Source organism: Paracoccus halophilus (assembly GCF_000763905.1).
GTDB classification, from domain to species: domain Bacteria; phylum Pseudomonadota; class Alphaproteobacteria; order Rhodobacterales; family Rhodobacteraceae; genus Paracoccus; species Paracoccus halophilus.
Map to the genome: position 1 here is coordinate 1 of NZ_JRKN01000038.1, position 26,583 is coordinate 26,583.

General features: G+C 65.1%; 25 protein-coding genes and 2 pseudogenes. 19 read left to right on the forward strand and 8 right to left on the reverse strand.

From position 1 onward, the window contains the following. Positions 1–128: 128 nt before the first annotated feature. The 5 genes and pseudogenes from IT41_RS16880 to IT41_RS21730 all read left to right on the forward strand — a co-directional run. Positions 129–740: pseudogene (locus IT41_RS16880) on the forward strand (ABC transporter permease subunit); the annotation flags it as partial. Positions 741–744: 4 nt separating this feature from the next. Beyond that, entirely contained in the window at positions 745–1,671 is a 927-nt protein-coding gene (locus IT41_RS16885) for an ABC transporter permease subunit (RefSeq protein ID WP_036743591.1), read from the forward strand. A 1-nt stretch (position 1,672) separates the two neighbouring features. Further along, positions 1,673–2,734 carry an oligopeptide/dipeptide ABC transporter ATP-binding protein gene (locus tag IT41_RS16890; RefSeq protein WP_081967601.1) on the forward strand — a complete coding sequence of 354 codons (1,062 nt, stop codon included), beginning with the start codon at positions 1,673–1,675 and terminating at the stop codon, positions 2,732–2,734. Continuing rightward, positions 2,731–3,756: an oligopeptide/dipeptide ABC transporter ATP-binding protein gene (locus IT41_RS16895; RefSeq protein ID WP_036743593.1), complete on the forward strand. Its 1,026-nt coding sequence runs from the start codon at positions 2,731–2,733 to the stop codon at positions 3,754–3,756. The genes IT41_RS16890 and IT41_RS16895 overlap by 4 nt, the downstream gene beginning before the upstream one ends. A gap of 247 nt (positions 3,757–4,003) precedes the next feature. Continuing rightward, a pseudogene (locus IT41_RS21730) lies at positions 4,004–4,348 on the forward strand (transposase); the annotation flags it as partial. Positions 4,349–4,419: 71 nt separating this feature from the next. On the opposite strand, the gene IT41_RS16900 reads toward IT41_RS21730, so the two are convergent. The 4 genes from IT41_RS16900 to IT41_RS16915 are packed head-to-tail and all read right to left on the reverse strand — an operon-like array spanning position 4,420 to position 8,345. After that, positions 4,420–4,806, reverse strand: coding sequence for a GtrA family protein (locus IT41_RS16900; RefSeq protein WP_036743595.1), 387 nt, complete (start codon positions 4,804–4,806; stop codon positions 4,420–4,422). Beyond that, a complete protein-coding gene (locus tag IT41_RS16905) occupies positions 4,803–6,398 on the reverse strand; it encodes a hypothetical protein (protein WP_036743597.1) in 1,596 nt (531 codons plus the stop codon). The genes IT41_RS16900 and IT41_RS16905 overlap by 4 nt, the downstream gene beginning before the upstream one ends. Positions 6,399–6,411: 13 nt before the next feature. Further along, a complete protein-coding gene (locus IT41_RS16910; RefSeq protein WP_036743599.1) occupies positions 6,412–7,317 on the reverse strand; it encodes an NAD-dependent epimerase/dehydratase family protein in 906 nt (301 codons plus the stop codon). Continuing rightward, a complete protein-coding gene (locus IT41_RS16915; protein WP_081967603.1) occupies positions 7,314–8,345 on the reverse strand; it encodes a glycosyltransferase family 2 protein in 1,032 nt (343 codons plus the stop codon). The genes IT41_RS16910 and IT41_RS16915 overlap by 4 nt, the downstream gene beginning before the upstream one ends. Positions 8,346–8,636: 291 nt before the next feature. Here IT41_RS16915 and IT41_RS21740 point away from each other — a divergent pair, with 291 nt between their 5' ends. Then, a complete protein-coding gene (locus tag IT41_RS21740; protein ID WP_231564801.1) occupies positions 8,637–8,771 on the forward strand; it encodes an FMN-binding negative transcriptional regulator in 135 nt (44 codons plus the stop codon). Between the two features lie 217 nt (positions 8,772–8,988). On the opposite strand, the gene recA is transcribed toward IT41_RS21740, so the two are convergent. Continuing rightward, the gene (gene recA, locus IT41_RS16925; RefSeq protein WP_036743602.1) at positions 8,989–10,059 is read right to left on the reverse strand and encodes a recombinase RecA; all 1,071 of its coding nucleotides are present in this window, start codon (positions 10,057–10,059) and stop codon (positions 8,989–8,991) included. 246 nt (positions 10,060–10,305) lie between these two features. On the opposite strand from recA, the gene IT41_RS16930 reads away from it, so the two are divergent. Beyond that, positions 10,306–10,881 (forward strand): sulfotransferase family 2 domain-containing protein, encoded by a 576-nt coding sequence (locus IT41_RS16930; RefSeq protein ID WP_036743604.1) that lies wholly within the window; start codon positions 10,306–10,308, stop codon positions 10,879–10,881. Between the two features lie 39 nt (positions 10,882–10,920). Here the strand turns inward: IT41_RS16930 and IT41_RS16935 are convergent, their stop codons facing one another. The 3 genes from IT41_RS16935 to IT41_RS16945 all read right to left on the reverse strand — a co-directional run bounded on the left by IT41_RS16935 (position 10,921) and on the right by IT41_RS16945 (position 16,301). Beyond that, positions 10,921–12,990 (reverse strand): ATP-binding protein, encoded by a 2,070-nt coding sequence (locus tag IT41_RS16935; protein WP_036743628.1) that lies wholly within the window; start codon positions 12,988–12,990, stop codon positions 10,921–10,923. A gap of 58 nt (positions 12,991–13,048) precedes the next feature. Continuing rightward, positions 13,049–14,200 (reverse strand): RsmB/NOP family class I SAM-dependent RNA methyltransferase, encoded by a 1,152-nt coding sequence (locus tag IT41_RS16940; RefSeq protein WP_036743630.1) that lies wholly within the window; start codon positions 14,198–14,200, stop codon positions 13,049–13,051. A gap of 646 nt (positions 14,201–14,846) precedes the next feature. After that, positions 14,847–16,301: a cobyric acid synthase gene (locus IT41_RS16945; protein ID WP_036743606.1), complete on the reverse strand. Its 1,455-nt coding sequence runs from the start codon at positions 16,299–16,301 to the stop codon at positions 14,847–14,849. 66 nt (positions 16,302–16,367) lie between these two features. Here IT41_RS16945 and secG point away from each other — a divergent pair, with 66 nt between their 5' ends. The 12 genes from secG to IT41_RS17005 all read left to right on the forward strand — a co-directional run bounded on the left by secG (position 16,368) and on the right by IT41_RS17005 (position 26,496). Further along, positions 16,368–16,871, forward strand: coding sequence for a preprotein translocase subunit SecG (secG, locus tag IT41_RS21920; protein WP_269429326.1), 504 nt, complete (start codon positions 16,368–16,370; stop codon positions 16,869–16,871). A gap of 147 nt (positions 16,872–17,018) precedes the next feature. Continuing rightward, the gene (locus IT41_RS16955) at positions 17,019–18,662 is read left to right on the forward strand and encodes a CTP synthase (protein ID WP_036743607.1); all 1,644 of its coding nucleotides are present in this window, start codon (positions 17,019–17,021) and stop codon (positions 18,660–18,662) included. A gap of 12 nt (positions 18,663–18,674) precedes the next feature. Then, entirely contained in the window at positions 18,675–19,202 is a 528-nt protein-coding gene (locus IT41_RS16960; RefSeq protein ID WP_231564799.1) for a hypothetical protein, read from the forward strand. Between the two features lie 76 nt (positions 19,203–19,278). Then, positions 19,279–20,187 carry a polyphosphate kinase 2 gene (ppk2, locus tag IT41_RS16965; protein WP_036743609.1) on the forward strand — a complete coding sequence of 303 codons (909 nt, stop codon included), beginning with the start codon at positions 19,279–19,281 and terminating at the stop codon, positions 20,185–20,187. A gap of 69 nt (positions 20,188–20,256) precedes the next feature. Beyond that, positions 20,257–20,553, forward strand: a complete 297-nt coding sequence (locus IT41_RS16970) for a DUF1330 domain-containing protein (RefSeq protein WP_036743611.1) — start codon at positions 20,257–20,259, stop codon at positions 20,551–20,553. A 52-nt stretch (positions 20,554–20,605) separates the two neighbouring features. Further along, positions 20,606–21,064, forward strand: coding sequence for a tellurite resistance TerB family protein (locus IT41_RS16975; RefSeq protein ID WP_036743614.1), 459 nt, complete (start codon positions 20,606–20,608; stop codon positions 21,062–21,064). A 76-nt stretch (positions 21,065–21,140) separates the two neighbouring features. Beyond that, the gene (locus IT41_RS16980) at positions 21,141–21,950 is read left to right on the forward strand and encodes an ABC transporter ATP-binding protein (protein WP_036743616.1); all 810 of its coding nucleotides are present in this window, start codon (positions 21,141–21,143) and stop codon (positions 21,948–21,950) included. A gap of 23 nt (positions 21,951–21,973) precedes the next feature. Continuing rightward, positions 21,974–22,702 (forward strand): transporter substrate-binding domain-containing protein, encoded by a 729-nt coding sequence (locus tag IT41_RS16985; RefSeq protein ID WP_036743636.1) that lies wholly within the window; start codon positions 21,974–21,976, stop codon positions 22,700–22,702. Between the two features lie 96 nt (positions 22,703–22,798). After that, complete coding sequence (locus IT41_RS16990; protein WP_036743618.1) at positions 22,799–23,677, forward strand: ABC transporter permease; 879 nt, start codon at positions 22,799–22,801, stop codon at positions 23,675–23,677. After that, positions 23,674–24,501 carry an ABC transporter permease gene (locus IT41_RS16995; protein ID WP_036743620.1) on the forward strand — a complete coding sequence of 276 codons (828 nt, stop codon included), beginning with the start codon at positions 23,674–23,676 and terminating at the stop codon, positions 24,499–24,501. Before IT41_RS16990 ends, IT41_RS16995 begins: the two co-directional genes overlap by 4 nt. 3 nt (positions 24,502–24,504) lie before the next feature. Next, a complete protein-coding gene (locus tag IT41_RS17000) occupies positions 24,505–25,836 on the forward strand; it encodes a glutamine synthetase family protein (protein ID WP_036743622.1) in 1,332 nt (443 codons plus the stop codon). Between the two features lie 312 nt (positions 25,837–26,148). After that, positions 26,149–26,496, forward strand: a complete 348-nt coding sequence (locus tag IT41_RS17005) for a hypothetical protein (RefSeq protein WP_036743624.1) — start codon at positions 26,149–26,151, stop codon at positions 26,494–26,496. Positions 26,497–26,583: the final 87 nt, after the last annotated feature.

Sequence of the window (26,583 nt, forward strand, 5' to 3'; positions counted from 1 at the left end):
GAGCCGCTTTGCGCTCGTATCGTTTCCGGGTGATTTCGGTCCAGGGCATCATGATCTCCGTTCGTTCTCACAAACAAACAGAATCATAACTCGCTGAAATCACCCAACTCATTTCCGATCAGGCTCTCAGCTTCATCGCCGCGATCGTCTTCGGCGTGTCGCTGGGGGTGGTGGCGGCGATCTGGCACAACAGCTGGCTGGACTACCTGGCCGTCGGCATCAGCATCGGCGCGCAGGTGCTGCCGAATTTCGTCATGGCGCCGATCCTCGTGCTGCTGTTCACGCTGAGCTGGCGGCTGTTGCCCGGCGGCGGCTGGAGCTTTTCCGACCCCTCGTTCTGGGTCATGCCGGTGATCGCGCTGGCGACCAGCTACATGGCCTCGATCGCGCGGATCACCCGCTCCTCAATGCTCGAGGTGCTGGGCTCGAACCATATCCGCACCGCCCGCGCCAAGGGCATGCCGGAACATCGGGTGATCATCCGCCACGCGCTGAAGCCCGCCATGCTGCCGGTGATCAGCTATCTCGGCCCGGTCTTCGTGTCGATGATCACCGGCTCGGTGGTGATCGACATCTATTTCTCGACCGGCGGCATCGGCAAGGCCTTTGTCGATTCGGCGCTGAACCGCGATTACGCGGTGATGATGGGGGTCACGATCCTCGTTGGCGCGCTGACCATCCTGTTCAACCTCATCGTCGATATCCTCTATGCGTGGATCGACCCCAAGATCAGGTATTAGGGCCATGGTGATCGAACAGCAGAAGATGCAGTCCCTGGCCGCGCGCATGGCCGAGGACGAGGTCAGGGGCCGCAGCCCCTGGGCCGATGCCCGCAAGCGCTTCCTGCGCAACCGGGCGGCGATGGCGGGGCTGGTGATCCTGATGCTGGTCACGCTCTTCGCGCTGTTCGGCAACAGCCTTGCGGTCTGGTCGAACGAGGAACTGGACTTCAACGTCATGGGTCAGGTGGCGACAATGGGCATGCCCTCGGTCGAGAACGGCCATTATTTCGGCACCGACGATCTGGGCCGCGACCTTTATGCGCGCACCGTGCAGGGCACCCAGATCAGCCTGATGGTCGGCGTCGTCGGCGCCGCCATCGCGGTGGTCGTGGGCACGCTTTACGGCGCGACGGCCGGCTATGTCGGCGGGCGCACCGACCAGTTCATGATGCGCGCCGTCGATATCCTGATGGCGGTTCCCTACATGTTCGTGCTGATCCTGCTGCTGGTGATGTTCGGGCGATCCATCGCGATGCTGTTTCTGGGCATCGGGCTGATTTCCTGGCTGGACATGAGCCGGATCGTGCGCGGCCAGACGCTGAGCCTGAAGAACCGCGAATTCATCGAGGCGGCGCGGGCGACCGGCGTGCCGGCATGGAAGATCGTCCTGCGCCATATCGTGCCGAACCTGCTGGGCGTGGTCGCGGTCTATGCCACGCTGCTGGTGCCGCTGATGATCCTGACCGAAAGCTTCATCAGCTTTCTGGGCCTTGGCGTGCAGGAGCCGCTGACCTCCTGGGGGGCGCTGATCTCGGAAGGGGCGGCGACCATGGCCTATGGCACGCTGTGGCAGCTGGGTTTTCCGCTGTTCTTCTTCTGCATCACGCTGTTCGGCTTTTTCTTCGTCGGCGACGGCCTGCGCGACGCGCTCGACCCGAAGGATCGCTGACATGGCCCTGCTGGAGATCAACGACCTCTGCGTGCGCTTTCAGACCAATGACGGCGAGGTGGGCGCCGTCAACCATGTCAGCCTGCGCGTCGATCCGGGCGAAACGCTGGGCGTGGTCGGCGAATCCGGCAGCGGCAAATCGCAGCTGTCCTTCGCCATCATGGGGTTGCTGGCGCGGAACGGCCGCGCCAGCGGCAGCGTCCGCTTTGACGGGCAGGAGATCCTGAACGCGCCCCCGAGGCTGCTGAACCGCATCCGGGCCGAGAAGATCGCGATGATCTTCCAGGATCCGATGACCTCGCTCAATCCCTATATGCGGGTGGCCGACCAGATGGCCGAGGTGCTGACCCTGCACAAGGGCATGTCGCGGCGCGAGGCCGTGGCCGAATCGGTGCGGATGCTGGACGCGGTCCGCATCCCCGATGCCAAGGGTCGGGTGCGGCTGTACCCGCATGAATTTTCCGGCGGGATGCGGCAGCGGGTGATGATCGCCATGGCGCTGCTGTGCCGCCCGCAACTGCTGATCGCGGACGAGCCGACAACGGCGCTGGACGTGACCGTGCAGGCGCAGATCATGCGGCTTCTGGCCGATCTGCAGCGCGAATTCGGCATGGCGATGATCCTGATCACCCATGATCTGGGCGTGGTCGCCGGTTCCTGCGAGCGGGTGGCGGTCATGTATGGCGGCCGGATCCGCGAATCCGGCCCGGTCGGGCCGCTGTTTCACGACCCTGCCCATCCCTATACGCAGGGCCTGCTGGCCGCGATCCCGCGCATCGATCACGACGACGAGGAACTGGCGGCGATCCCCGGCGCGCCGCCGAACATGACCCGCCCGCCGCCCGGTTGCGCCTTCGAGCCGCGCTGCCCCTATCGCCGCGACGAATGCGCCGCCAGCGACCCGGCCCTCGATCCCTTTGCCGAGGCGCGCGCGCGGGCCTGCTTCGCGCCGCTGGCCGATCTGCGGGCGCATCGCGAGACCGTGCATCTGGCCGAGGATGAGGCAATTATGCCCGTCGCTGCTTTCGCCGGCGCTTCCCCCAGCACGTTGGACAAGCCATGACCAGACCCCTGCTCGATGTGCGCGACCTGCGCGTGACCTTCCATATCCGGCGCGAGGGCGGCCTGCCCTGGACGCCGCCCCGTGCGCTGCATGCGGTCGGCGGCGTCGATTTCACCCTGAACCCGGGCGAGACGCTGGGCGTCGTGGGCGAATCCGGCTGCGGGAAATCGACGCTGGCGCGGGCGCTGATCGGTCTTGTCCCGGCGACCGGGCAGGCAGAATGGATCGACGGCCGCGACCTGCTGGCGCTGACCCCACGGCAGATGATGACATACCGCGCCGACATCCAGATGGTGTTCCAGGATCCGCTGGCCAGCCTGAACCCACGCATGACCGTGGGCCAGATCATCGCCGAGCCGCTGACCACCCATCACCCCGGCCTGAGCCGCGCCGAGGTCAAGGACCGGGTCCGGGCGATGATGCAGAAGGTCGGGCTGCTGCCGAACCAGATCAACCGCTATCCGCATGAGTTCAGCGGCGGCCAGTGCCAGCGCATCGGCATCGCCCGCGCCCTGATCGTCGAGCCGAAACTGATCATCTGCGACGAGCCGGTCAGCGCGCTGGATGTCTCGATCCAGGCGCAGGTCATCAACCTGCTGATCCGGCTGCAGCGCGAACTGGGCCTCGCGCTGGTCTTCATCGCGCATGACCTGTCGGTGGTCAGGCATATCAGCGACCGGGTGATGGTGCTGTATCTGGGCAAGGTGATGGAGATCGCCGCGTCGGACGATCTCTATTCCGATCCGCAGCATCCCTATACCCAGGCGCTGCTGTCGGCGGTGCCGGTGCCCGATCCGGATTTCGACGCGGTGGCGCATGTGGTGCCGCTGGCGGGCGATCTGCCCTCGCCGCTGGCGCCGCCATCGGGCTGCGTTTTCCGCACCCGCTGCCCCCGCGCGCAACCCGCCTGCGCCGATCAAGTGCCGGCGCTGACCGGCGACGACCACCTGACCGCCTGCCATTTCCCCGGCCCGCTGACGGCCGAGGAAATCGCCCGCGCCAGACGCGTCGAGGCTGCCTGAGAGATCGCGGGGTCAGATACGCGGCCTTGCGCGGCTTTGCCCTCCGATCAGGACACGGGCGGCGTGGCCTTGGGCGTCATGCGCATGCGCTTTGGCCTCGGACCGATGTCGAGAGCATGACGGCCAAGCCGGCCAGAGGGCGCTATCTCGTGCTGGACAGGTTGTCTTCGCCGACGAAGGATGCCGGCTTTGCCGCGCAAATCGTTTTTGGGATTCAGCCGATGAGTCCAGCACGATAGCTGGGGGCATGTGCAGTTGGCCCCCTGCGAAGTACAAGGCCGGAAACAGGCCTTCGCACGACACCGCGTGAAGCAGCGCGGATCGCTTTCGATCGGGCTCGACCCCGGGATGATCCGGACGCCTTCGCCAAGTGGCAAGCGCGGCCAGCAGCATCGGTTCAGTGACGCCGCAATCCAGACGCGCCTGACGCTGAGAGCCCTGTCTGGAATTCCGCTGCGTCAGACCACGGGTTTCCTCAAGAGTCTGTTGCAGCTGCTCGGGTATGGACTGGGCTGCACCCGATCTGAGCACCCTGTGCCGCCGGCAGAAGACCTTGAACGTGAGCCTGCCATATCGCGGCGGAACCGGCCCGCAAACTGCTTATCGACAATGAGGCACGGGCGTGCCACCGGTTCGATTATTTGCGCGAGGCTGGCCTGCCTGTCATCGCCGATAGACCCAGTGTTTCGAGACCAGGAAGATCATCGCGGAAATGAAACCTGTCACCACCAGTTGCGTCTTGAATAGCTCCAGCCGCAGCCAGTCGACCAGGCCCGCCATCAGGAGCGAGTTCAGCGCCATGGCCCCCAGGTGCATGACCACGAAACGCGAGACGCTGCGCCGGGTCGGCGGGCCCGCGCGGAAAGTCAGCCCGCTCTGCAGCAGGTAGTTGTAGATCATGCTGACTGCGTAACAGACGCCGGTCAACAGCAGGATGCTGTCCACCCGGTCCCGCAGCAGCCACAACAGCAGGAAATAAAGCCCGGTCGACGAGGCGCCGACCGCCAGGAAGCTTAGCGGTTGCCGGGCCGCCGCCCAGGCCCCGCTCATCGCGCCACCCGCTGGAACAGCGCGCCGTAATCGCCCTGCACCCGCGGCGCGTAATCATCGCCCATGAAGGCAAGAAGCTCGGCCAGCGCGGGCGTGGTGTTGTCCGGGGCGGACAGCAGCCCTGCCTCGGTCGCGACAGGTGCTATTCCGGTAATCAGCACGAAGGCTGGCGGGCGGGCACGCAACCCGTCGCGAATCTCGGCCAGCCAGGGCTGGTAAAGCGCGAACTCCTGGTTCATCAACTCGATCGCCGGGGTGATGAAACGATGGGGCGGCAGCCGCCGGGCCAGGTAGGGGATATGATGGGCGGTGCCGTATTGCGCCAGCGTATCCTCCGGGGTGCTTTCGGCCTGGATGATCCGGATCATCCGGGCCTGGTCTTCTGCGGGAATGCCGTAGCCGCCGGCCACAGGGGCGAGGCCGTTCTGCCAGTAATCGCGCAACAGTCCGGAATTGCTGGCGATCTTGTTGACAGTCCCCAGTGCGGCCAGCCCCGCCAGCGCGATCGCAGCGCCGCCAGCCAGCCAGCGCAGACGCTGGTTTCGCGCCGCGACCGCCCGGGCGGCCAGCTGGTCGATGGCCACCGCCATCAGCATCGCCAACAGCGGCACGAAGCCCGCGATATGATAGCCAAAGCCCTTGTTCTGGGCAAAGAAGGACAGCAGGATGGCGCAGGCGAGGCCCAGCAACAGGGCCAGCGGATAGCGGACGCCCCGGTCGCGAAGGACCCACAGCACCAGCCCGACCAGCCCGCCCAGGCTCAGCCAGTGCCACCAGCGGGTGAAGAGCGTGATCAGGGTCTGGGTCAGATCCATCGGCGGTTCGCCGTAATAGACCTGCGAAGTGAACATCACCGACTGCTGGTACCAGTCGTCCAGATTGCCGACCGCCACCGCCCAGGCCAACACCGCCAGGATCACCAGCGCAAAACCCATTCCAAGCGCCAGCAGCCGGGCAAGGATGCCGTCCCGCCGGGGTTGGCCCAGCCAGTCGCGCGGCAGCGCCTCAAGGATCAGAAGCCCCACCAGCACCGAGAGGTAGGTGGGGCGGATCAGCACCGCAAAGGCCACCAGCGCCCCGGCAGAAATCAGCGCCCCCCGCTCGCGCCGCGCCGGAGCCAGCATGGCGCAACAGGCCATGATCAGCAGGCCCATGGCCACGATGTCGCGCTGCCCGGCCATCCACGCTCCGGCAGTGACATAGAGCGGGGGATAAAGCACCAGCACGATCCAGGGCGCGAACCGGAAACCGGCGCGCCACAGGAACAGCCCCGCCGCCATCGCCGCAAGCTGGACCAACAGGAAATCCAGCAGGTGCCATGACCAGCCGGCCGGACCGAACAGCCGGATTGCCGCCTCGTGCAGCAGCATCGCGCCCGGCCAGTTCATATCGAAGCTGCCGGCATAGAACGGCCGGCCCTGCGTGGCCAGCCAGCCCATATAGTCGAACTGTGCCTGATCCGGCGAAGGTTCGATCTTGAGATAGAGGATACAGAGCACCGGCGTCAAAACCAGCCACAGCAGGGCCAGGGCGGGACGCAGGAACGCAGGGCCGGCTCCGGCGCGGCTCTGTGCGGGGAAAGGCATGGTCATCAGGCGATCTCCTTCAGGCTGGACCGCTGCGGAGGAATGTCACGATGCCCGCAATGCCGCTGGGAAGCGGCGTCGCCTGCCAGTCCGCGGGCAGGGCCGAAGGCAGGAAGCTCATGTCCTGAGCATTCGAAGGGTGCGGATCGAACTGCAACAGCAGGGGCCGCTCCATTCGCTCAGTGATGCGCTGGATCACCTCGAAGACCGAGGCCGGGCGGCCGCTGGCCAGCAGCAGCGCCTCGATGGGCCCGCCGCTGCCGGATTGCAGGATGCTGCGGGCGATATAATGGCCGATGTCATCGACCAGCACATAATCACGCAGCGTGTTCTGGTTGCCGAAGATCCGGGTCGTTCCGCCCCGCATCGCGTTCGAGATCAGGGCAGTGACCAGCCCGACCCGGCGCGAGCGGGTCACGCCATAGACCGAGCTTGGCCGATAGACGCGGCGCCGGTTCAGCCCGACAGCGCGGGCAAGAATCTCCTCCTGCTGACGCTTGCCCTCGCCATAGGGGCGCACGGGATGAGGCACGCCGCCGCTGCAATGGGTCTGGCCTTCGAACAGCCCGCCGGCCGAACTCAGCATGTGAAAATCGACCGGCCGCCCGTCCCGTGCCAGGGCTTCGGCCATGTCGACCAGCTCAGTGACCAGAGCCGTTTCCTGCGCCATCCCGGCCTCGGTCGCGGCAAAGCCGCTTTGGCCGCCGGTCCAGACCATGGCAATCCTGCCCCGGGTCGGCAGTGCGGCCCGGATCGCTGCCCGCTGCGCCTGCCGCAGGCTGCTGTCATGCCAGTCATAGGGAAATCGCTGCTCGCGCGCGCGCCACCGCAACTGCAGGGAGCGGTCCACCGCGCCGCCGATCAGGCCCAGGCCGAACATCAGGACCGACAGCCCGTCCCGCTCTTTGGCCTGGAGCAGCTTCATGGCTGCGGGTCCGGGTGCTGCTCCAGCCATTGCGCGGCCGGCACGTCCCCCGAGCGGTCGATGGTAAAGAATGTCGGCTTGCCATGGACCTTGAGAATCATGGAGGACAGGTATTGCAGCGCGATTCCCAGCATGAAGGCCGAAAGACCTCCGAAGAAGGTGATGGCCAGGAAAAGCGAGGTCCAGCCCTGCACCGCGATATCCAGCGGGAAGAAGATGCGGATCACCAGGAAATAAACCGCCGCCAGAACCGAAAACACCATCGCCGAAAGGCCCAGGACGGACCCGATCCGCAGAAGCTTGATCTGACTTGAAAAGATCATCCGCCAGCCATGCGACAACAGCGATTTCAGGCTGTAGCCGCTGCGCTTCGTGCGGATATAGCGCTCATCCTTCATTTCGGCCCGCAGGACGCTGATGTTCTGGGTGAACCAGCCCAGCGTGATGTCCAGATAGGTGTCATGCGAGCAGACGCTGGCCGCCGCCCGCGCCACCGGGCCGCGGATCAGCCGGAAGCTGTTGAAGTCGGGCAGGTTCGGGTTGTCGGTCAGCCATTGCATCAGCCGCTTGAAACTGCGCGAGGTCCAGTCGCGAATCGCCGCCTCGTGCACCGCCGAGGCGGGCTTGGCATAGACGATGTCGGAATGTTCGGTCACGGCCTTGCGCAGCAGTCGCTTGATGATCTCGGGCCGGTGCTGCAGGTCTTCATCCATCGTCACCACCCAGTCCCCGGAACTGTGCAGGATGCCGACGATGGTGGCCGGGTGCTGGCCGAAATTACGCGACAGGTGCAGCGGGACGATCCAGGGATGCTGCCCCGCCAGTCGGTCGATCAGTGGACCGGACTGGTCGATGGCTGCGTCATCGACGAAGATTGCCTCGGCCAGGAAGAAGGGCGCCTCTTGCGCCTGCCATTCGCGGCGCAGGCTGTCGAGCGCCTCGACCAGTGCTTCCAGGTAGTCGCTGCCGCAATAAACCGGCACCACCACGCTGATTGTCGTGCTTTGGGGCTGGGGACTGTCTGACATGTTTCTGAGCCTTGGCTTGCTTTCAAGAGCAGGCCGATGTTTCCCAGCCTTGTCAAGAATGATTGAAACCAGCGTTTCGACAGCCGCCAGAATGTTTTTTCCGCAATTTGAACTTTAGGTGTTTTATGAGCTCGGTATTGCTGCCCAGGTGTTCAGTCCCGGCATCTGGTGGATTGGATTTAGAATGGATCGATCTGTCTCTGACGTTCAGATCTTGCAGATATATTCGTAGGGCGTGAGGCAACCGAGTGTCTTAAGACGTCGGGCACCAAGCGCGCGGCGGTCGGCCTGCTGACCCGCGATCACGAACGGCGGGTGAACGGTCGCCATCCATGGCGCATGGCCGATGCTCCGGCCGATTACATGCAGCAGACGCTGGACAATATCGTCGCCTTCCGCATCGATATCGACCGCGTTCTGGCCTAGTCGAAACTGAGCCAGAACCGTGAGGAACGCGATTATCTTGGGACCATTTCCGGCCTGCGCGCCTCGGGGCAGGACGACATTGCCGAGCGGATGCAGGCGCGGCTGAGAAGATCGGATTGAACCGGCACGGGCCGTGTGCGTCGAGGATCGCAGCACACGGGAAACGGCGCAGGAAGAACTTCCCTGCGCCGGTCTCATGAGGCTATAAGACCTCCGCTCAATCTTCGGTCAGGCCGTCTTCGTCATCGTCGCTGGCGCCAAAATCCAGACCGTGGCTGGCGCGGATCTTGTCCTCGATGGCATAGGCCATATCGGGATGATCGCGCAGGAACTGCTTGGCATTCTCGCGCCCCTGACCGATCCGCTCATCGCCATAGGAATACCACGAGCCCGACTTCTCGACCACGCCGGCCTTGACGCCAAGGTCGATCAGCTCGCCGGTCTTCGAGATCCCCTCGCCATACATGATGTCGAATTCGACCTGGCGGAAGGGCGGCGCGACCTTGTTCTTGACCACCTTGACCTTGGTCGAGTTGCCGATCACCTCGTCACGGTCCTTGATCGACCCCAGGCGCCGGATATCCAGTCGCACCGAGGCATAGAATTTCAGCGCGTTCCCGCCCGAGGTCGTCTCGGGGTTGCCGAACATCACGCCGATCTTCATCCGGATCTGGTTGATAAAGATGACCATGCAATTGCTGCGCCCGATGCTGGCGGTCAGCTTGCGCATCGCCTGGCTCATCAGACGGGCCTGGGCGCCGACCTGATGATCGCCCATATCGCCCTCGATCTCGGCCTTCGGGGTCAGCGCGGCGACCGAGTCGACCACGACGATATTGACCGCACCGGAACGGACCAATGTATCGACAATCTCCAGCGCCTGTTCGCCGGTATCGGGCTGACTGATCAGCAACTCGTCCAGATTGACGCCCAGCTTGCGGGCATATTGCGGATCCAGCGCATGTTCAGCATCGACAAAGGCGCATACACCGCCCTTTTTCTGTTCCTCGGCCACGACATGCAGCGTCAGCGTGGTCTTGCCCGAGCTCTCCGGGCCATAGATTTCGACGATCCGCCCCTTGGGCAGGCCGCCAATCCCCAACGCGATGTCCAGCCCCAGCGAGCCGGTCGAGGTCGCCTCGATCTCGGCCACGGGATTGTCGCCGCCCAGCTTCATGATCGAACCCTTGCCGAACTGCCGCTCGATCTGGGCCAGCGCGCTGTCCAGCGCCTTTTGCCTGTCGGCCGTCTTCTTGTCTTTCATTTCGAAAAGTGTTGCCCCTGCCATGCCGTCCTCATGCTTATTTCACACCCCGACTGCCGGGGCAATCAGTGCCCGCCCGCGATTTTGTTCACGAGTTGTTCCTACATGAACCGATTTCCCGGGTTTTGCAAGTCCCGGTTAACGAATCCTTCCCAAAGCCGTGTTCTGCTTCGCTCATCCTGGACGACAATGGTTAAGGAACGGTTTACACCCAAGCCGCCAGGCGCTATCCCCTGCGATCTGTCGAGGAACAATCCCGGACCGTTAACAATGCTTATATTCTGGGAAAGCCGCCTTGTATTTCTGGCGACGCCCAAGGCCGGCTCAACCGCGATCGAGGCCGCGCTGGAAGGGCTCGCCAATGTCGCCGTACAGCGCCCCGCCGCGCTCAAGCATACCGATCTGCGCAACTATCGGCAGCATATCGCGCCCTGGCTGCATTCCGTGACCGGCAAGCAATTCACCACCGTGGCCCTGATGCGCGAGCCGGTGGAATGGCTGCGAAGCTGGTACCGCTTCCGCCTGCGCGACGATGAGGATGACCCCGAACATGCGATGACCGGCGTCAGCTTCGCCGATTTTGCCGATGCCTATGCCTGCCCGGGAAAAGCAGATCTGACGTCGCAATCGGACTTTCTGACCCATGAACAGCACCGCGTCGACCGAATTTTCCCCTATGAAGACATGAATACCTTTACCCATTTCCTCGAGGATCGTCTTGACTGCGCAATCAGCCTGCCTCGCATCAATGTGCCACCGGCCGTAGATGTCAGCCTGACATCGGAACAGGAAAGCCGCCTGCGCGCCGTCATGGCCCGGGATTTCGCACTTTACCGATTCCTTTAGCCTCGCCCGGTTTCCCGAGCCGACGCGGTCGGCCCCCTATCATTCACTCGCAGGAACCGGGCCGACCAGTTCGAGTTGCCTGCTGACCATTGCCGTCAGGTCCGACAGCGAAAACGGCTTGGCCAGAAAGGCCGAACCGGGCACAGGCGGCTGACCCTCGGCGAACACGTCCTCGGCATAGCCCGACATGAAAATGACCCTGGTCTCGGGCCGATCGCGCAGGGCGGTGCGCACCCATGCCGGCCCGTCCATGCCGGGCATGACGACATCGGTCACAAAAACATCGACTGAAAGCCGCTGATCGGACAACAGTGACAAGGCATCCTCGGCGCAGGCCGCCTCGAGCACCTTGAAACCCTGAAGCTTCAGCGCCCGGCTGGCGAAGGCGCGAACCGGAGCCTCATCCTCGACCAGCAAGACGGACGCCTCGCTGTCGCGACTGGCGCGCCTGCGCGCGTCATGCGGCCTGGCATCGGTGTCATCCACCTCGGCCTCGGCCCGGTCATGCGCAGGGAAGAACAGGGAAAAACAGCTGCCTTCCCCCGGAGCGCTGTCGCAAAAGATGTATCCGCCCGTTTGCTTGACGATGCCGTAGGCGGTGGACAGGCCCAACCCCGTACCCTCGCCGGTGCGTTTCGTGGTAAAGAAGGGCTCGAAAATCTTGGCGAGATCGCTGGCGGCGATACCGCAACCCTGATCGCGCACCTGCACGCGAACATAATCACCCGCAGGCAGGGTCGCACGGCCGAACGCGGTTCCCGTCTCGAGCCGGACATTGTCGGTACAGATCGTGATATCGCCGCCCTGCGGCATCGCATCGCGCGCGTTGACGACAAGATTCATGATCACCTGTTCAAGCTGCCGCCGATCGGCCCGGATCATGCGCAGCGCCGGGTCGTGATCAAAGGTCAGGACAATCCGCTCCCCCACCAACCGGTTCAGCAGATGCGTCAGGTCCGAAAGCGTGTCGCGCAGATCCATGACCTGCGGCTTCAGCGTCTGCTTGCGCGAAAAGGCCAGCAATTGCCGCACCAAAGCCGCCGCGCGATTCGCGTTCTGGCTGATCTGATCAAGATCGGCGTAATCGGGATCGGCCTTGTCATGGCGCAGCATCAACAGATCGCAATGCCCGGTGATGGCGGTCAGAAGATTGTTGAAATCATGTGCTATTCCACCGGCAAGCTGGCCTACTGCCTGCATTTTCTGGCTTTGGGCAAACTGTGCCTCCAGCGTTTTAAGGGCGCTGGCATCGGACAGGACGGCGGTGACCCAATCGCCCCGTCCACGGGTCAGGCTGACCTGCAGGAAACGCTGCGAACCGTCCCCTTTGAGGTGTAACACTTCCGAGCCGCCGCTGGTGCGACCGGCGCCGACATCGGCCACCCAATCACCCAATTCGCGTCCAAGCCCGTCCAGCAGGGCAGAGAGCGGCTGCCCCGTCAGCGCACGACCGCCCATCATCTCCCGCGCCGCATCATTGGCGCGGATGATCGTGGCCGAAGGGTCCAGTATCAGAATGGAAACGGGCAGTTCGTCGAAATCGGCGCGGCTTTCCTGTGCCGGCAGAACGGTCGGCGGCAGTTCGGCCTCTTGCGTGTCGATATGCCAGAACTGCACCAGTGAGCCCGCGTCACGCCGGATCCGGAAATTTCCCGATCCGCCCAGATCGGCGTGAAACCGGCCGTTCCGGGCCAGAGCGACGCCGATATCGTGCCAGTTCCTGTTCGGATCGGCATGGCGCTGCGCCAGCAGATCCTGAACACGCCGGCCGATCAGATCACCGATCAGGGTCAGCGCAAGCTCGTTCTGGGCCAGGATGACGCCATCGGGCCCCACGCCGAAAGCCGCTCCCCGGTGCTCAAAGATGCGCGGCATCATCCGTCCCAGATCACGCCTGACCCCAAGCCCGCGTTGGATATCCCGCGCCGAGATCACGCCGCCCAGCAAATACCAGGCCATGCTTGCCCCGCCCGCCACAAGCAGCGTCAAGCCGCCCTGCATGCTTTCGGGACGAAGCGCCAGCCACAGGGCGCCGACCACGACAGGCAGCGCGAGAAATGGCACCATCAGCTGCGCCGAGCGCAGGATCTCTGCCCGCTCCGAAACCATCAAACCCCTCGCGATCAGCCGTTTCCGCTCGGAATAGCGCATGCCGGTTAACACGCCGTTAATGGCGGCGCATAAGGCACAGGTAGAACCCGTCCGATGCGTTCAGCGGCGTAAACATGCGCTCTTCGACCAGTTCGTAACCGGCCCTTCGCTGCGTGAATTTTGCGATCTGATCCTGATTCTCCGCCCGAAGCAGCGAGCAGGTCATATAGGCAAGCGCCCCTTTGGGCGCCACAAATTCCGCCGCCTCGTCCAGAATTCTGGCCTGCAGCGCGGCCAGCCGCGCCAGATCAGCGGGCCTCAGCCGCCATTTCGCATCCGGCGTGCGCCGCCAGGTGCCGCTGCCTGAACAGGGCACATCGGCCACGACCAGATCGAAGCTTCCCGTCAGCCTGCCGGGCTCGACGATACGAATGCGGGCACCCGCCCGAACGGCCCGCACGCGCAGATCGACCATGCGCCCAGGATCCGCATCATGCGCCGTGACAGGGAACAGCCCGCGCGCGGCCAGCGCCAGCGCCTTGCCGCCGCCGCCCGCGCAATAGTCCAGCAGGCTGCCCCGTTCCGGCAAAAGGCTGCAGGCCAGTTGCGGCGACAGGTCCTGCAACTCGACCAGCCCGTCGCGATAGGCTTGCGAGGCCGCCACCCGCCTTGCGCCGGAGAGGACAGAAAGAGCCGATGCGAGACCTGCATCTTGGCGGGTCTCGATTCCCTCGCCGGCCAGAGCCGCCATCGCCTGTTCGGGCGTTCCCCGCAGCAGGTTGGCACGCAGCCAGAGCGGGGCCCGCTCGCGCATCGCCAAGGCCAGTTTTTCCGCCTCCGGCCCAAGCGCCTGGCGCCAGTCGGGCAGAAGCCAGTCCGGCAGGTCCAGCGCCTCGGCTGCGGTGGGCATGGCACCGATCGCGGTCTCGTCCGCCGCAAGCGGCATCGGCGCATAACGCTCGCCCGTGAAGACGGTCGCCGGATCCAATCCGGTCTCGCGGCACATGCCCAGCATCAGGCTGCGTCCCGTCATGCCGCCTCCCAGTGCCGCGCGCGAGCGCAGCTTGCGCAGGCTGTCGAACACCAGATCGCGCAGCGCAGCGCGGTCGCTCGAGCCGGCAAAGCGGCCAGCGCGCGCCCAGCGCAGCAATGCTTGCTCGGCGGGTTCGCCCGCGAGGATGCGATCGAGGATGGTGATGGCCGCGGCGATCCGGGCGGCTGGTGTCATCTCGGCTGCGCCCCCGGCGCGGATGGTTGCAATCGTTGCCAGAAAGGCGCCGGGCACATATTTGTCAATCCCGCCCGCCAGCAACTGTATCCCCCACCCGCCTTGAGGTTCCCATACTTTGCGGGTTCTGCCTGGAGCGTCAGCGATGGCGACGAGCCTGCGGGCGACAGCAGTGACGATGAGCTTGTGCGGTTTTCCAGCCTCGCGCAACCGCTGTGCGGATGCCTTGAGCATGGGGTTGCTATGTGCGGCGACGAGCGCCGCCTGGAACAGCACATGCCGCAGAGCGCGCCGTCCTCCGGCGATGGTCCGTTTGCCGCGCGAGGCACGCCTCCTGGGCATGGCCATCCGGCGCCTTCGGCAAACGAAGGCGCTTCCCATCGGGCAGGCAACAGATGTCCAGCCAGTCGCGCGAAACGTCCGTGCCGATGACCTGTTCGGATGATACCGTGTTCAGGCTCTCGTCCTTCTGTTTCGCGGTCCTTGTCAGCCGCATTCAACCGTCCGGGATAATGAAAGAGAGACGGTGCCGGCTCGCTGGTAAACCGGGTCAGGCCACAAGGCTCAGACGCCATGCACCGCCCCGTCATCAACCTCGGCCAAGGAAGTGACCGGGACAGAATAGCAAAGCCGAGATACAGAAGGCTCAGGATGCCGGCCAAGCCGCCTCGCGCGCAAGCGCCAGCATCCGGTCGATATCCAGATGCGTCTCGAGATGATCGGCCAGACTGTCCAGAACCTCCTCGATCCCGGCGCCGTAATCCAGCGCCGAGCGTACGCCCAGCCGCGCCAGCCAGGCCGCGCGAAAGGCGTCGCCAGTGAACAGCCCGTGCAGATAGGTGCCCGCGACGCGCCCGTCCGCACTGGTCGCGCCATCGGGTCCGGGAATATGGGCAAAGGGCCGCGCGCAATCCGGCCCGGTGGTCCGGCCCATGTGGATTTCATATCCTTCAACGGGCTGCCCGAGCGCCCTCCCCTTGATCCGGGTCAGCCGCTTGTCGGCGACCATCCGCGTCTCGACATCCAGAAGCGCCAGGCCCGGATCGCTGCCCGGCGCGCCGTCATGACCTTCGGGATCGTGGATCACGCGCCCCAGCATCTGATAGCCGCCGCAGATGCCCAGCACATGCCCGCCACGCCGCAGATGCGCGGCCAGATCGATATCCCAGCCCTGCCCCCGCAGAAAGGCCAGATCGCCCCGCGTCGATTTCGACCCCGGCAGGATCACCACATCCGCATCCCCCGGCAGGGCCTGCCCCGGCGGCACCATGCTCAGCCGCAGGCCCGGCTCGGCCGCCAGCGGGTCCAGATCGTCGAAATTCGCGATCCGCGACAGCATCGGGCAGACGACATGCAGCGCACCATCGCCCTGCGCGCGGCGCAGGTCCACGGCATCCTCGGCCGGCAGGCGCGCGGCATCGGCGAACCAGGGCACCAGCCCCAGATCGGGCCAGCCGGTGCACTTTGCGATAAAGCTGCGCCCGGCATCGAAAAGCGCGGGATCGCCGCGAAAACGGTTGATGAGGAATCCCTTGATCATCGCCGCGTCCGCGGGCGCGATCACCGACTGCGTGCCGACGATCTGCGCGATCACGCCGCCCCGGTCGATATCGCCGGCCAGCACCACCGGCACGCCGGCGGCGCGCGCAAATCCCATATTGGCAATGTCGCGGGCGCGCAGGTTGACCTCGGCCGGGCTGCCGGCGCCCTCGACCAGAACCAGATCATGGGCCGCGCGCAACCGTGCGAAACTGTCCAGCACCGCGTCCAGCAGCCGCGCCTTGAGCGCGCCGTAATCGCCGGCCGAGGCGCGCGTCACGGCGTGACCCTGCACCACCACCTGCGCGGCGCGGTCGGTTTCCGGCTTCAGCAGCACCGGGTTCATATGGACCGAGGGCGCCAGCCCCGCCGCAAGCGCCTGCAGGGCCTGCGCGCGGCCGATCTCGCCGCCCTCGCATGCCACGGCGGCGTTGTTCGACATGTTCTGCGGCTTGAAGGGCGCGACCGCGATCCCGCGCCGCCGCGCCGCCCGGCAGAGCCCCGCCACCAGAAGCGACTTGCCGACATTCGAGCCGGTCCCCTGAATCATCAGCGCGCCCATGCCCGCCCCCGCTTGCCAAACCCCGCCCTGGTGACTAGATAGGCGCGTCGCTGAATGAAAGGCCCCGTGGTGGAAAACGTCGTCCTTACCGTGCATCTGATCCTGGCCCTGTTGCTGATCGGGGTGGTTCTGCTGCAACGGTCCGAGGGTGGCGGCCTTGGCATGGGCAGCGGCGGCGGCAGCGGCGTCATGACCGGCCGGCAGGCCGCCAATGCCCTGTCGCGGCTGACCTGGATCTTTGCCGTGGCCTTCATCATCACCTCGCTGACGCTGACGATCATCGCGGCGCGCAACGTCTCGGGCAGCTCGATCACCGATCAGCTGGACATCGGCAGCCGCGAGCAGGGCCCGACCAGCGGCATGCCCAGCCTTGAGGATTACACCCCGCCGCCGGGGGCCGGACAGCCGGCGGTGCCGGGCGCGGGCCAGCCGGTGCCGCCGCCCGCGGCCGGGGACGCCGCCGCGACCACCGCCCCGACGGCCGAGACGCCCGCCGCCGCCAGCGCGCCCGCCACGCCGCCCGCAGCCCCCGCGCCTGCCGCGGACAGCCCGGCACCGGCCAGCAACTGACACAATAACTTGGGGGCGCGAAGGCGCCCCTTGCCACAACTTGCGGTCCGTTGCGGCCACGAGGCAAATCGGATATAGATTTAGTCCCGTGACGCCGCCCTGGATTCGGGCCGCAATCGATCGTTCATGACTACTCACGGGGGCCCCATGGCGCGTTATATCTTCATCACCGGGGGCGTGGTCTCCAGCCTTGGCAAGGGACTGGCATCGGCGGCACTGGGGGCGCTGTTGCAGGCGCGGGGCTATACGGTGCGGCTGCGCAAGCTGGACCCCTATCTGAACGTCGATCCCGGCACCATGTCGCCGTTTGAGCATGGCGAGGTCTTCGTCACCGATGACGGCGCCGAGACCGATCTGGACCTGGGCCATTACGAGCGTTTCACCGGGGTTTCGGCGCGCAGGACCGACTCGGTCAGTTCCGGGCGGATCTATTCCAACGTGCTGGAAAAGGAGCGTCGCGGCGAATATCTGGGCAAGACCATCCAGGTCATCCCCCACGTCACCAACGAGATCAAGGAATTCCTTGCCATCGGCGACGACGAGGTCGATTTCATGCTCTGCGAGATCGGCGGCACGGTCGGCGATATCGAGGGCCTGCCCTTCTTCGAGGCGATCCGCCAGTTCACCCATGAGCGCCCGCGCGGGCAATGCATCCTGATGCATCTGACGCTCTTGCCCTATCTGACCGCCAGCGGCGAGCTGAAGACCAAGCCCACCCAGCACAGCGTCAAAGAACTGCAATCCATTGGCCTGGCGCCCGATGTGCTGGTCTGCCGCAGCGAACAGCCGATCCCGGAAAAGGAACGCGCCAAGATCGCGCTGTTCTGCAATGTCCGGCCCGATCACGTCATCCCCGCCTATGACCTGAAATCCATCTACGAGGCGCCGCTGGCCTATCACCGGGCGGGTCTGGATCAGGCGGCGCTGGACGCGTTTGGCATCAGCCCCGCGCCGCGCCCCGATCTGTCCCGCTGGGAGGACGTGCTCGACCGGCTGAACAATGCCGAGGGTGAGGTCCGCGTGGCCATCGTCGGGAAATACACCCAGCTCGAGGACGCCTATAAATCCATCGCCGAGGCGCTGACCCATGGCGGCATGGCCAATCGCGTGCGCGTGCGCGCCGACTGGGTGGACAGCGAAAAGCTGGAAGGCGAAGGCGCGCATCTGCTGGACGGCTATCACGGCATCATCGTGCCGGGCGGCTTTGGCGAGCGCGGCACCGAGGGCATGGTGACGGCGGCGAAATACGCGCGCGAGAAGGACGTGCCCTATCTGGGCATCTGTCTGGGCATGCAGATGGCGGTGATCGAGGCGGCCCGCAACCTGGCCGGCATGGCCGATGCCGGCTCGGAAGAGTTCGACCACGAGGCCGGAGAGAGCCGCTGCACCCCGGTCGTCTATCACCTCAGGGAATGGGTGCAGGGCAATTACACCGTCCAGCGCAAGCCGACCGACGACAAGGGCGGCACGATGCGGCTGGGCGCCTATACCGCCGTGCTGGCGCCGGGCTCGAAGATCAGCGAGATCTATGACGGCGCGCTGGAGATCGAGGACCGCCACCGCCACCGCTACGAGGTGGACGGGAAATACCGTGACAGGCTGGAAAAGGCGGGGCTGAAATTCTCGGGCATGTCGCCCGACGGCAAGCTGCCCGAGGTGATCGAATATCCCGATCATCCCTGGTTCATCGGCGTGCAGTCGCATCCCGAACTGAAATCCAAGCCCTTCCGGCCGGCGCCGCTTTTCGCGGGTTTCGTGCGGGCGGCGATGCAGGGGGCGCGGCTGGTGTGAAAGGGGGCATGAATGCGCGGGCTGAGGCACCGGGATCCTGAGATTCGGCCCCGCGCGGCGGGGGCGCGGCATGACCGGCGCCCCGCGCTGTGCCTCGCGGCGTTATCGCTGGCCCTGCTCGCCTCGCCGGCGCTGGCGGATGCGCCGCTCTTTGTGCTGGATCAGACGCAGCTGCCCTTTGACCTGGGACCCGGCGCGCCGCAGAACTCGCCCGCCAGACAGTCGAACTCGCCCAATGCGGCGGCGAATTCGGCCGCCAGCGCGGCCAATCGCGCGACGACCTATGCCAATTCTCCGGCCAATCCGGCCAACGAGAAACGCGTGATCTTTACTGCCGACGGTTCGGTGATCGGCTATTATGCCCCCAATGGCTCGGGGACGCTGAACCTGTTCGACCTTAACGGCAGGCGCGTCGCCTATAGCCCCAGGGGCAGCAAGAGCGTGTTTTCCAGCGATGGCCGCTGGTGCGGCACGGTCGCCGCGGCCGATGGCGGCGGCATCGCCTTTGGCGTCATCCGCGCCTGCGCCGCCCTGTTCTAGGCGATAGGGCGGGCCGCGACACCGAATTGTCACATTGCGGGGCTACATCCCGCAGCACGCAACAGGAGTATCCAGCATGCAGAAAGAGGCGCCGCAGGATTGGCTCGACGCCGAGCTTCAGGACACGCTCGACGAGGATTACGAGATCGAGCTGGAAGACGCCGTTCTCAGCCGCGAAATCAAGCAGATCTACCGCGATACCCATCCCGAGCAGATGGATCGCGGGGTCTATTTCCGCGAATTGCTGCGCCTGCAGGCCGAGCTGATCAAGCTGCAGGACTGGGTCGCCTATCACAGGGAAAAGGTCGTCGTCCTGTTCGAGGGGCGCGACAGCGCCGGCAAGGGCGGCGCGATCAAGCGCATCACGCAGCGGCTGAACCCGCGCGTCTGCCGGGTGGTCGCCCTGCCCGCGCCCTCGGACCGGGAAAAGACGCAATGGTATTTCCAGCGCTATGTGCCGCACCTGCCCGCCGGCGGCGAGATCGTGCTGTTCGACCGCAGCTGGTACAACCGCGCCGGCGTCGAGCGGGTGATGGGATTCGCCACCGAGGACGAGGTGCAGCAGTTCTTCGACGACGTGCCGGAATTCGAACGCATGTTGCGGCGCTCAGGCATCAGGCTGGTGAAATACTGGTTCTCGATCACCGACGAGGAACAGCAGATGCGATTCCTGATGCGCATCCACGACCCGCTGAAACAGTGGAAGCTGTCGCCCATGGACCTGCAATCGCGCGTCCGCTGGGAGGATTACACCAAGGCCAAGGAGGAAATGTTCGAACGCACGAACATCCCCGAGGCGCCCTGGTATATCGTGCCCGGCAATGACAAGAAACGCGCGCGGCTGAACTGCATCGCGCATCTTCTGGACCAGTTCCCCTATGGCGAGGTGCCCCACGAAGAGGTCCACCTGCCCGAGCGCGTCTTCAACCCCGATTACGAGCGCGAGGTCCTGCCGCCGGAACTCTATGTGCCGCAGCGCTACTGACCGCTGATCCGGGCTTGCAACCGCGACTTCACCGCGCATGATCGACCCGGCACTACAGGGAGGCCGATCATGCCCAAAGCCTATTGGATCGCCCATGTCACCGTGGACGACCCCGCCGCATATCAGGCCTATCGTCAGGCCAATGCCGCCGCCTTCGCCAAATATGGCGGCCGTTTTCTGGTTCGCGGCGGCCCCCAGGAGGTGGTCGAGGGCGATGCGCGCCCGCGCAGCGTGATCGTCGAATTCGCCGATCTTGAAACCGCGCATGCCTGTTATCGCAGCCCGGAATATCAGGCTGCGATGACGCTGCGTCAGCCCTGCTCCGCGGTCGATCTGGTGATCGCCGAAGGCCATGATCCGGCCTGACGACATGTCGGCGCTCTATTGTTATCCGGCGCCGATCCCCTAATATTCCGCCATGTTTCGCAATCTTCTCAGCCGCCTTCTCGATCCCCCGACACCCGCCCCGCTTTCCGGTCAGGATGGCGAGGTCGCCATCGCCGCGCTGCTGGTGCGCCTTGCCCGTGCCGACGACCATTACGGTCAGGCCGAAAAGCTGCGCATAGATAAGGTTCTTGCCCGCCGGCGGGGGCTTGACGCCGCGACCGCCGCCGAGCGCCGGGCCGCCGCCGAGATGATCGAGGCCGAAGCCCCCGATACCGTCCGCTTCACCCGCATCATCAAGGACCGGGTCGAATTGCAGGACCGCCATGACGTGATCGCCGCGCTGTGGGAGGTCGCCTATGCCGATGGCAAGCGCAGCGCGGACGAAGAGGCGCTGGTCCGGCTGGTCGCGGGCCTGCTGGGCATCAACGACCGCGACTCGGCGCTGGCGCGTCAGCGCGCGCTGGAAACCATGGGCATTCCCGACCCATGAGCCGCCCCGCCTTACTGCCTGAAACGACAATCATGAAACCGTTGCATTCGCCCGACAAATGTCGCCTCATAGGCGCATGAGTCAGATTGAACACTCTGAAGGCAGCGCCAAACCGGCGCAGACGCCCGTCATCGAGATCCGCGAGCTGCACAAGGCCTACGGACAGCTGGAAGTCATCAAGGGCGTCAGCCTGACCGCCCCGCGCGGCCATGTGATCAGCCTGATCGGGTCCTCGGGCTCGGGCAAATCCACGCTGCTGCGCTGCTGCAACCTGCTGGAACACAGCCAGCGGGGCGAGATCCTGTTCGAGGGCGACTCGGTGCGCTGGCGCGGCGAAGGGCTGGCCCGCGTGCCCGCCGACCGCGCGCAGGTCACGCGGCTGCGCACCAACCTGTCCATGGTGTTCCAGCAGTTCAACCTCTGGTCGCACCTGACCATCCTGCAAAACGTGATGGAGGCGCCGGTCCAGGTGCTGAAACGCGACCCCGCGCAGACCGAGACGCGCGCCCGCGAACTGCTGGCCAAGGTCGGTATCGGCGACAAGGCGGATGCCTGGCCCGCCCAGCTTTCCGGCGGCCAGCAGCAACGCGCCGCCATCGCCCGCGCGCTGTGCATGGAGCCCAAGGCGCTGCTGCTGGACGAGCCGACCAGCGCGCTGGACCCGGAATTGCAGCAGGAGGTGGTCCGCGTCATCAAGGATCTGGCCGCCGAGCACCGCACCATGCTGCTGGTCACGCATGACATGCGCCTGGCCGCCGATGTCAGCGATCACGTCGTCTTCCTCCACCAGGGCCGGGTCGAGGAGGAAGGACCGCCGGCGCAGCTTTTCGAAGCGCCCCGGTCCGAACGCCTGCGCCAGTTCCTGAGCGCAAGCATGGCCGAATGAAAGACCAACGGGAGAAAACCGAAATGAACAGATTGATGCTTGCCGCCGCAGCCCTTGCGCTGAGCGCGGGAATGGGCATGGCGCAGACCGTGCGCATCGCGACCGAGGGGGCCTATCCTCCCTACAACCTCGTCAACGATGCCGGCGAGGTGGACGGGTTCGAGGTCGAGCTGGGCAATGAACTGTGCAAGCGCGCCGAGCTTGACTGCACCTGGGTCAAGAACGACTGGGATTCGATCATCTCGAACCTCAACAGTTCCAACTATGACGCCATCATGGCCGGCATGAGTATCACCGAAGAGCGCAAGCAATCGGTCGCCTTCACCCAGAACTACATCCCGCCCACCGCTTCGGCCTATGCCGCGCCGGATGCCGGGGTGGATGTGACGACCGCGGTCGTCGCCGCGCAGATCAGCACCATCCAGGCGCAATATGTCGCGGAATCCGGGGCCAGGCTGCTGGAATTCGCCACCCCGGACGAGGCCGTCGGCGCGGTTCGCGACGGTCAGGCCGAGGCGGTCTTTGCCGATCGCGACTTTCTGGTACCGATCGTGAACGAATCGAACGGCGCCATGGTCTGGGTCGAGGGCCAGGACAATATTCCGCTGGGCGAAGGCATCGGCATGGCGCTGCGCCAGTCCGATACCGAGCTCAAGGCCAAGTTCGACGCGGCCATCACCTCGATGAAGGACGACGGCACGCTGAACCAGCTGATCTCGAAATGGTTCGGCGAAGAGGGCGTGCTTTACTGATCCGACAAGCTCCGCGCCCTGCCCGGCACCTCCGGGCGGGGCGTTTCGCCGGCATGACCGCCGGCGACGCCGCAATCAGGAAACATCCGGGGGTCCATGATCGCATCCTGCGCCGATCCGAAAACGCTTGAAGGGCTGACATGGCTGATGTGCTATCTCACCTCGGGCAAGCATGTGCTGTTCTACCTGTCCTTCGGGACGGTGCTGGTGCTGCTTGCGGTCACCGCGCCGGTGGCGCTGCTTTTCGGCTTTGGCGGGGCCATGGCCTCGCGCTCGCGCCTTGCGCCGCTGCGCTGGTTCGGGCGCATCTATACCTCGATGGTGCGCGGCGTGCCCGACATCATCTTTTTCCTGTTCGTGCCCATCGCGCTGGATCAGGCGTTCGAATGGCTGCGCGCCAGGCTTTACTGCGACCCGTCTGTGCCGATCCGGCAGGGCAATGAATTCGTGGTCTGCACGGCGGCCAAGCTGCCGCTGTCCAGTTCCCCCGAATGGGTCCACCAGACCTATGGCTTCGCGCTGGCGGTGATCGCCTTTGCCATCGTCTTCGGCGCCTTCGCGGCCAATGTGCTTTACGGCGCGATGACCGCCGTGCCCCGCGCGCAGCTGGAAACCGCCGAGGCCTATGGCATGAGTCCGCGACAGGTGAACCGGCGCATCCTGATCCCGCAGATGTGGACCTATGCCCTGCCCGGCCTGGCCAATCTGTGGATGATCCTGATCAAGGCCACGCCGCTGCTCTTTGTGCTGGGCGTCGAGGATATCGTCTATTGGGCGCGCGAGCTTGGCGCCTCCAAGACCAGCGCCTATTCCTATCCGCATGGCGACTGGCGGATTTACTATTTCCTCGCCATCCTTGCCTTCTATCTGCTGATGACCTGGGGCTCGGAGCGGATCTTCGATCGCATCCGCCGCCGGCTTTCGTCGGGTCAGGCCACGGCCGCCGGCGAGGCGATGCGGAAGGCCGCGACATGAACCAGTGCCTGCAGACCATTCAGGATTATGCCCTGCGCTCGATCGGCCTGGGCGAGTGGATGCTGCCACGCAGCGATTTCACCCTGTGCCAGCAGATCACACTGATCGGATCGGGGCTGATCTGGAATCTTTACTTCGGCGTGCTGGCACTGTTCTGCGGGTTCTTCCTGGCCAATGCGCTGGCCGTGGCCAAGATCGGACGCAATCCCTGGCTGCGCAAACCGGCCGAGTGGTTCATCTTCGTCTTTCGCGGCAGCCCGCTCTTCATCCAGTTCTTTCTGGTCTATGAGGCGCTGGTCATGCTGCCGCGCGCGGGCATCGACATCCTTGGCCTGACCATCCAGACCAGCTGGGTGACCAAGGCCTGGGCCGGCGCGCTTCTGGTTCTGGTGCTGAACACCGCCGCCTATTCGGCCGAAATCTTCTACGGCGCGCTGCGCAACCTGCCCAAGGGCGAGCTGGAGGCCGCCGACGCCTATGGCATGAGCGGCTGGAGCCGCTATCGCCGCATCGTCTGGCCGCATGCCATGCGGCTGGCCTGGCCCGCCTATACCAATGAGGCGATCTTTCTGTTCCACGCCACGACGCTGGTCTATTTCTCCAGCTTCCCGGCCTTCAGGCAGCAGGGCGACAGCCTGTATTACGCGAATTACTTCGCCGACAAGACCTTCAATCCCTTTGTCGCCTATCCGATCGTCGCGGGCTATTTCATCCTGGTCACGCTGTGCCTGATCGCGATCTTCGGCATCTTCAACCGGCGGCTGAACCGCCATCTGCCGGGCGCTGCCACCAGGCTGCGCTACCGGCCCAATCTCGTCAGGTGAAGCATGGAATGGTTGCGCGAGCATCCCGAGGTCAAGACCATCCGCGTGGCCGCGGCCGATCTGAACGGAGTCGCGCGTGGCAAGCGCATGCCCGCGAGATTCGCCGACAAGATCTGGAGCGAAGGCACGAAATTTCCCTATTCCGTGCTGAACATGGATATCTGGGGCGAGGATATCGAGGACAGCCCGCTGGTCTTTCAGGCCGGCGATCCCGACGGGCTGCTGCTGCCGACCGAGCGCGGCTTCATGCCCATGCCCTGGCTCGAGGCGCCGACCGGCCTGCTGCCCTTGTGGATGTTCCATCCCGATGGCCGCCCCTATGACGGCGACCCGCGTCAGGCGCTGGCGCGGGTGGTGGATCGCTACAAGGCGGCCGGGCTGACCCCGGTCGTCGCGACCGAGCTGGAATTCTTTCTGATCGACGACAGCGGCGGGCAGTTGCGCGTGCCGCCCAGCCCCCGCTCGGGCAAGCGCCGCACCGGGGCCGAGACGCTGAGCCTGCGGGCGCTGGACGCCTTCGACCGGTTTTTCACCTCGCTCTACGATGCCTGCGAGGCGATGGACATCCCCGCCGACACTGCCATATCCGAGGCCGCTCTGGGGCAGTTCGAGATCAACCTGATGCATCAGCCCGACCCGCTCAAGGCGGCCGATGACGCATGGCTGTTCAAGCTGCTGGTCAAGGGGCTGGCGCGGCAATACGGGTTCGCAGCCTCGTTCATGGCCAAACCCTATGAGGACTGGAACGGCTCGGGCATGCATATGCATTTTTCGGTTCTGGACCAGACCGGCGCCAATATCTTCGACAATGGCGGGGATGAGGGTTCGGCAGTGCTGCGCCATGCGGTGGCGGGCTGCCTTGCGGCCATGCCCGGCTCGACCCTGCTCTTTGCCCCGCATGAGAACAGCTATGACCGGCTGGTGCCGGATTCGCACGCGCCGACCGGCATCGGCTGGGCCTATGAGAACCGCACCTCGGCGATCCGCATTCCCGCATCCGGCCCCAAGGCGCGGCGGATCGAACATCGGGTCGCGGGCGGCGACGTGAACCCCTATCTCACGGTCGCGGCGGTCCTTGGCGCGGCGCTGAACGGGATCGAGGACGCGGCCGAGCCGCCGCCGCCGGTCACGGGCAACGCATATGACCAAGGTCTGGCGCAGCTGCCCGCCACCTGGGGCGAGGCCATCGCGAGTTTTGCCGACAGCGCCGAGATCAAGCGCATCTTTTCCGCGCATCTGATCGAGAATCTGGTGATGACCAAACGCCAGGAGTTGCGCTACATGGCCGAACTGTCTGACGAAGAAACGGTCGAGCTTTACCTCGACACGGTCTGATTGTTGTTCCGGCACGCATAAAACTTCCTTTGAGGCGGGTTTTCTTCCTTTCTGGCAACCGTAAAATTGCCACTGGCGGCGCTTGTTTTCGGATTTTCATTTATTATCAATGTGATGAACAAGACCCCGTTTGAACGCCGGATCGCATGCCCTCATTCCCCGCCTGACCGGCGCCAGGCTTGACGGCTGCGGGGCCGGCGGAGATGAAAGTCCCACCGACCCGGGTCCTTTCCGAAATCCAGCCTCCGCGCCGCTGATCCGGCCGGACGCCCGGCCGCCAATGCAGGCGGCCGGCTCGACCGAGGACCGACCATGTCACGCTTTCCCTTCGTCAAGGCCAGCTTTCCCGACCCGGCGCTGACACCCCAGAAGATCCGCACGCACCTGATCGACGTCCAGCAGCGGTTACGCGACAGGCGCGCCGCGACCCATCCGCCGCAGGACGACAAGGATCGGGCGGACCCTGCCGAGGAGCTTCGCCTGACCGAGCGCGCGTATCGGCGCGCCGACGCGCGCGCGAAGCGCCTGCATGACGACATCCTGCGCCGATCCGGCCTGAGCCATCTCAACCGGGATGAGCGCGAGAAGCTCTCGGTCCTGAGGGACGGCGTCGGCCTTGTTGTTGTTCGGCGTGGAATAAGGACCCCGCTTCTGGGGTGATCGGCGTCCAAAAGGGACCCCACCGACCGGGGGTTGGGTCCATTGTGTTTCCGATGATTATCGGAGGCCTTGAGCGGGATGTTGATC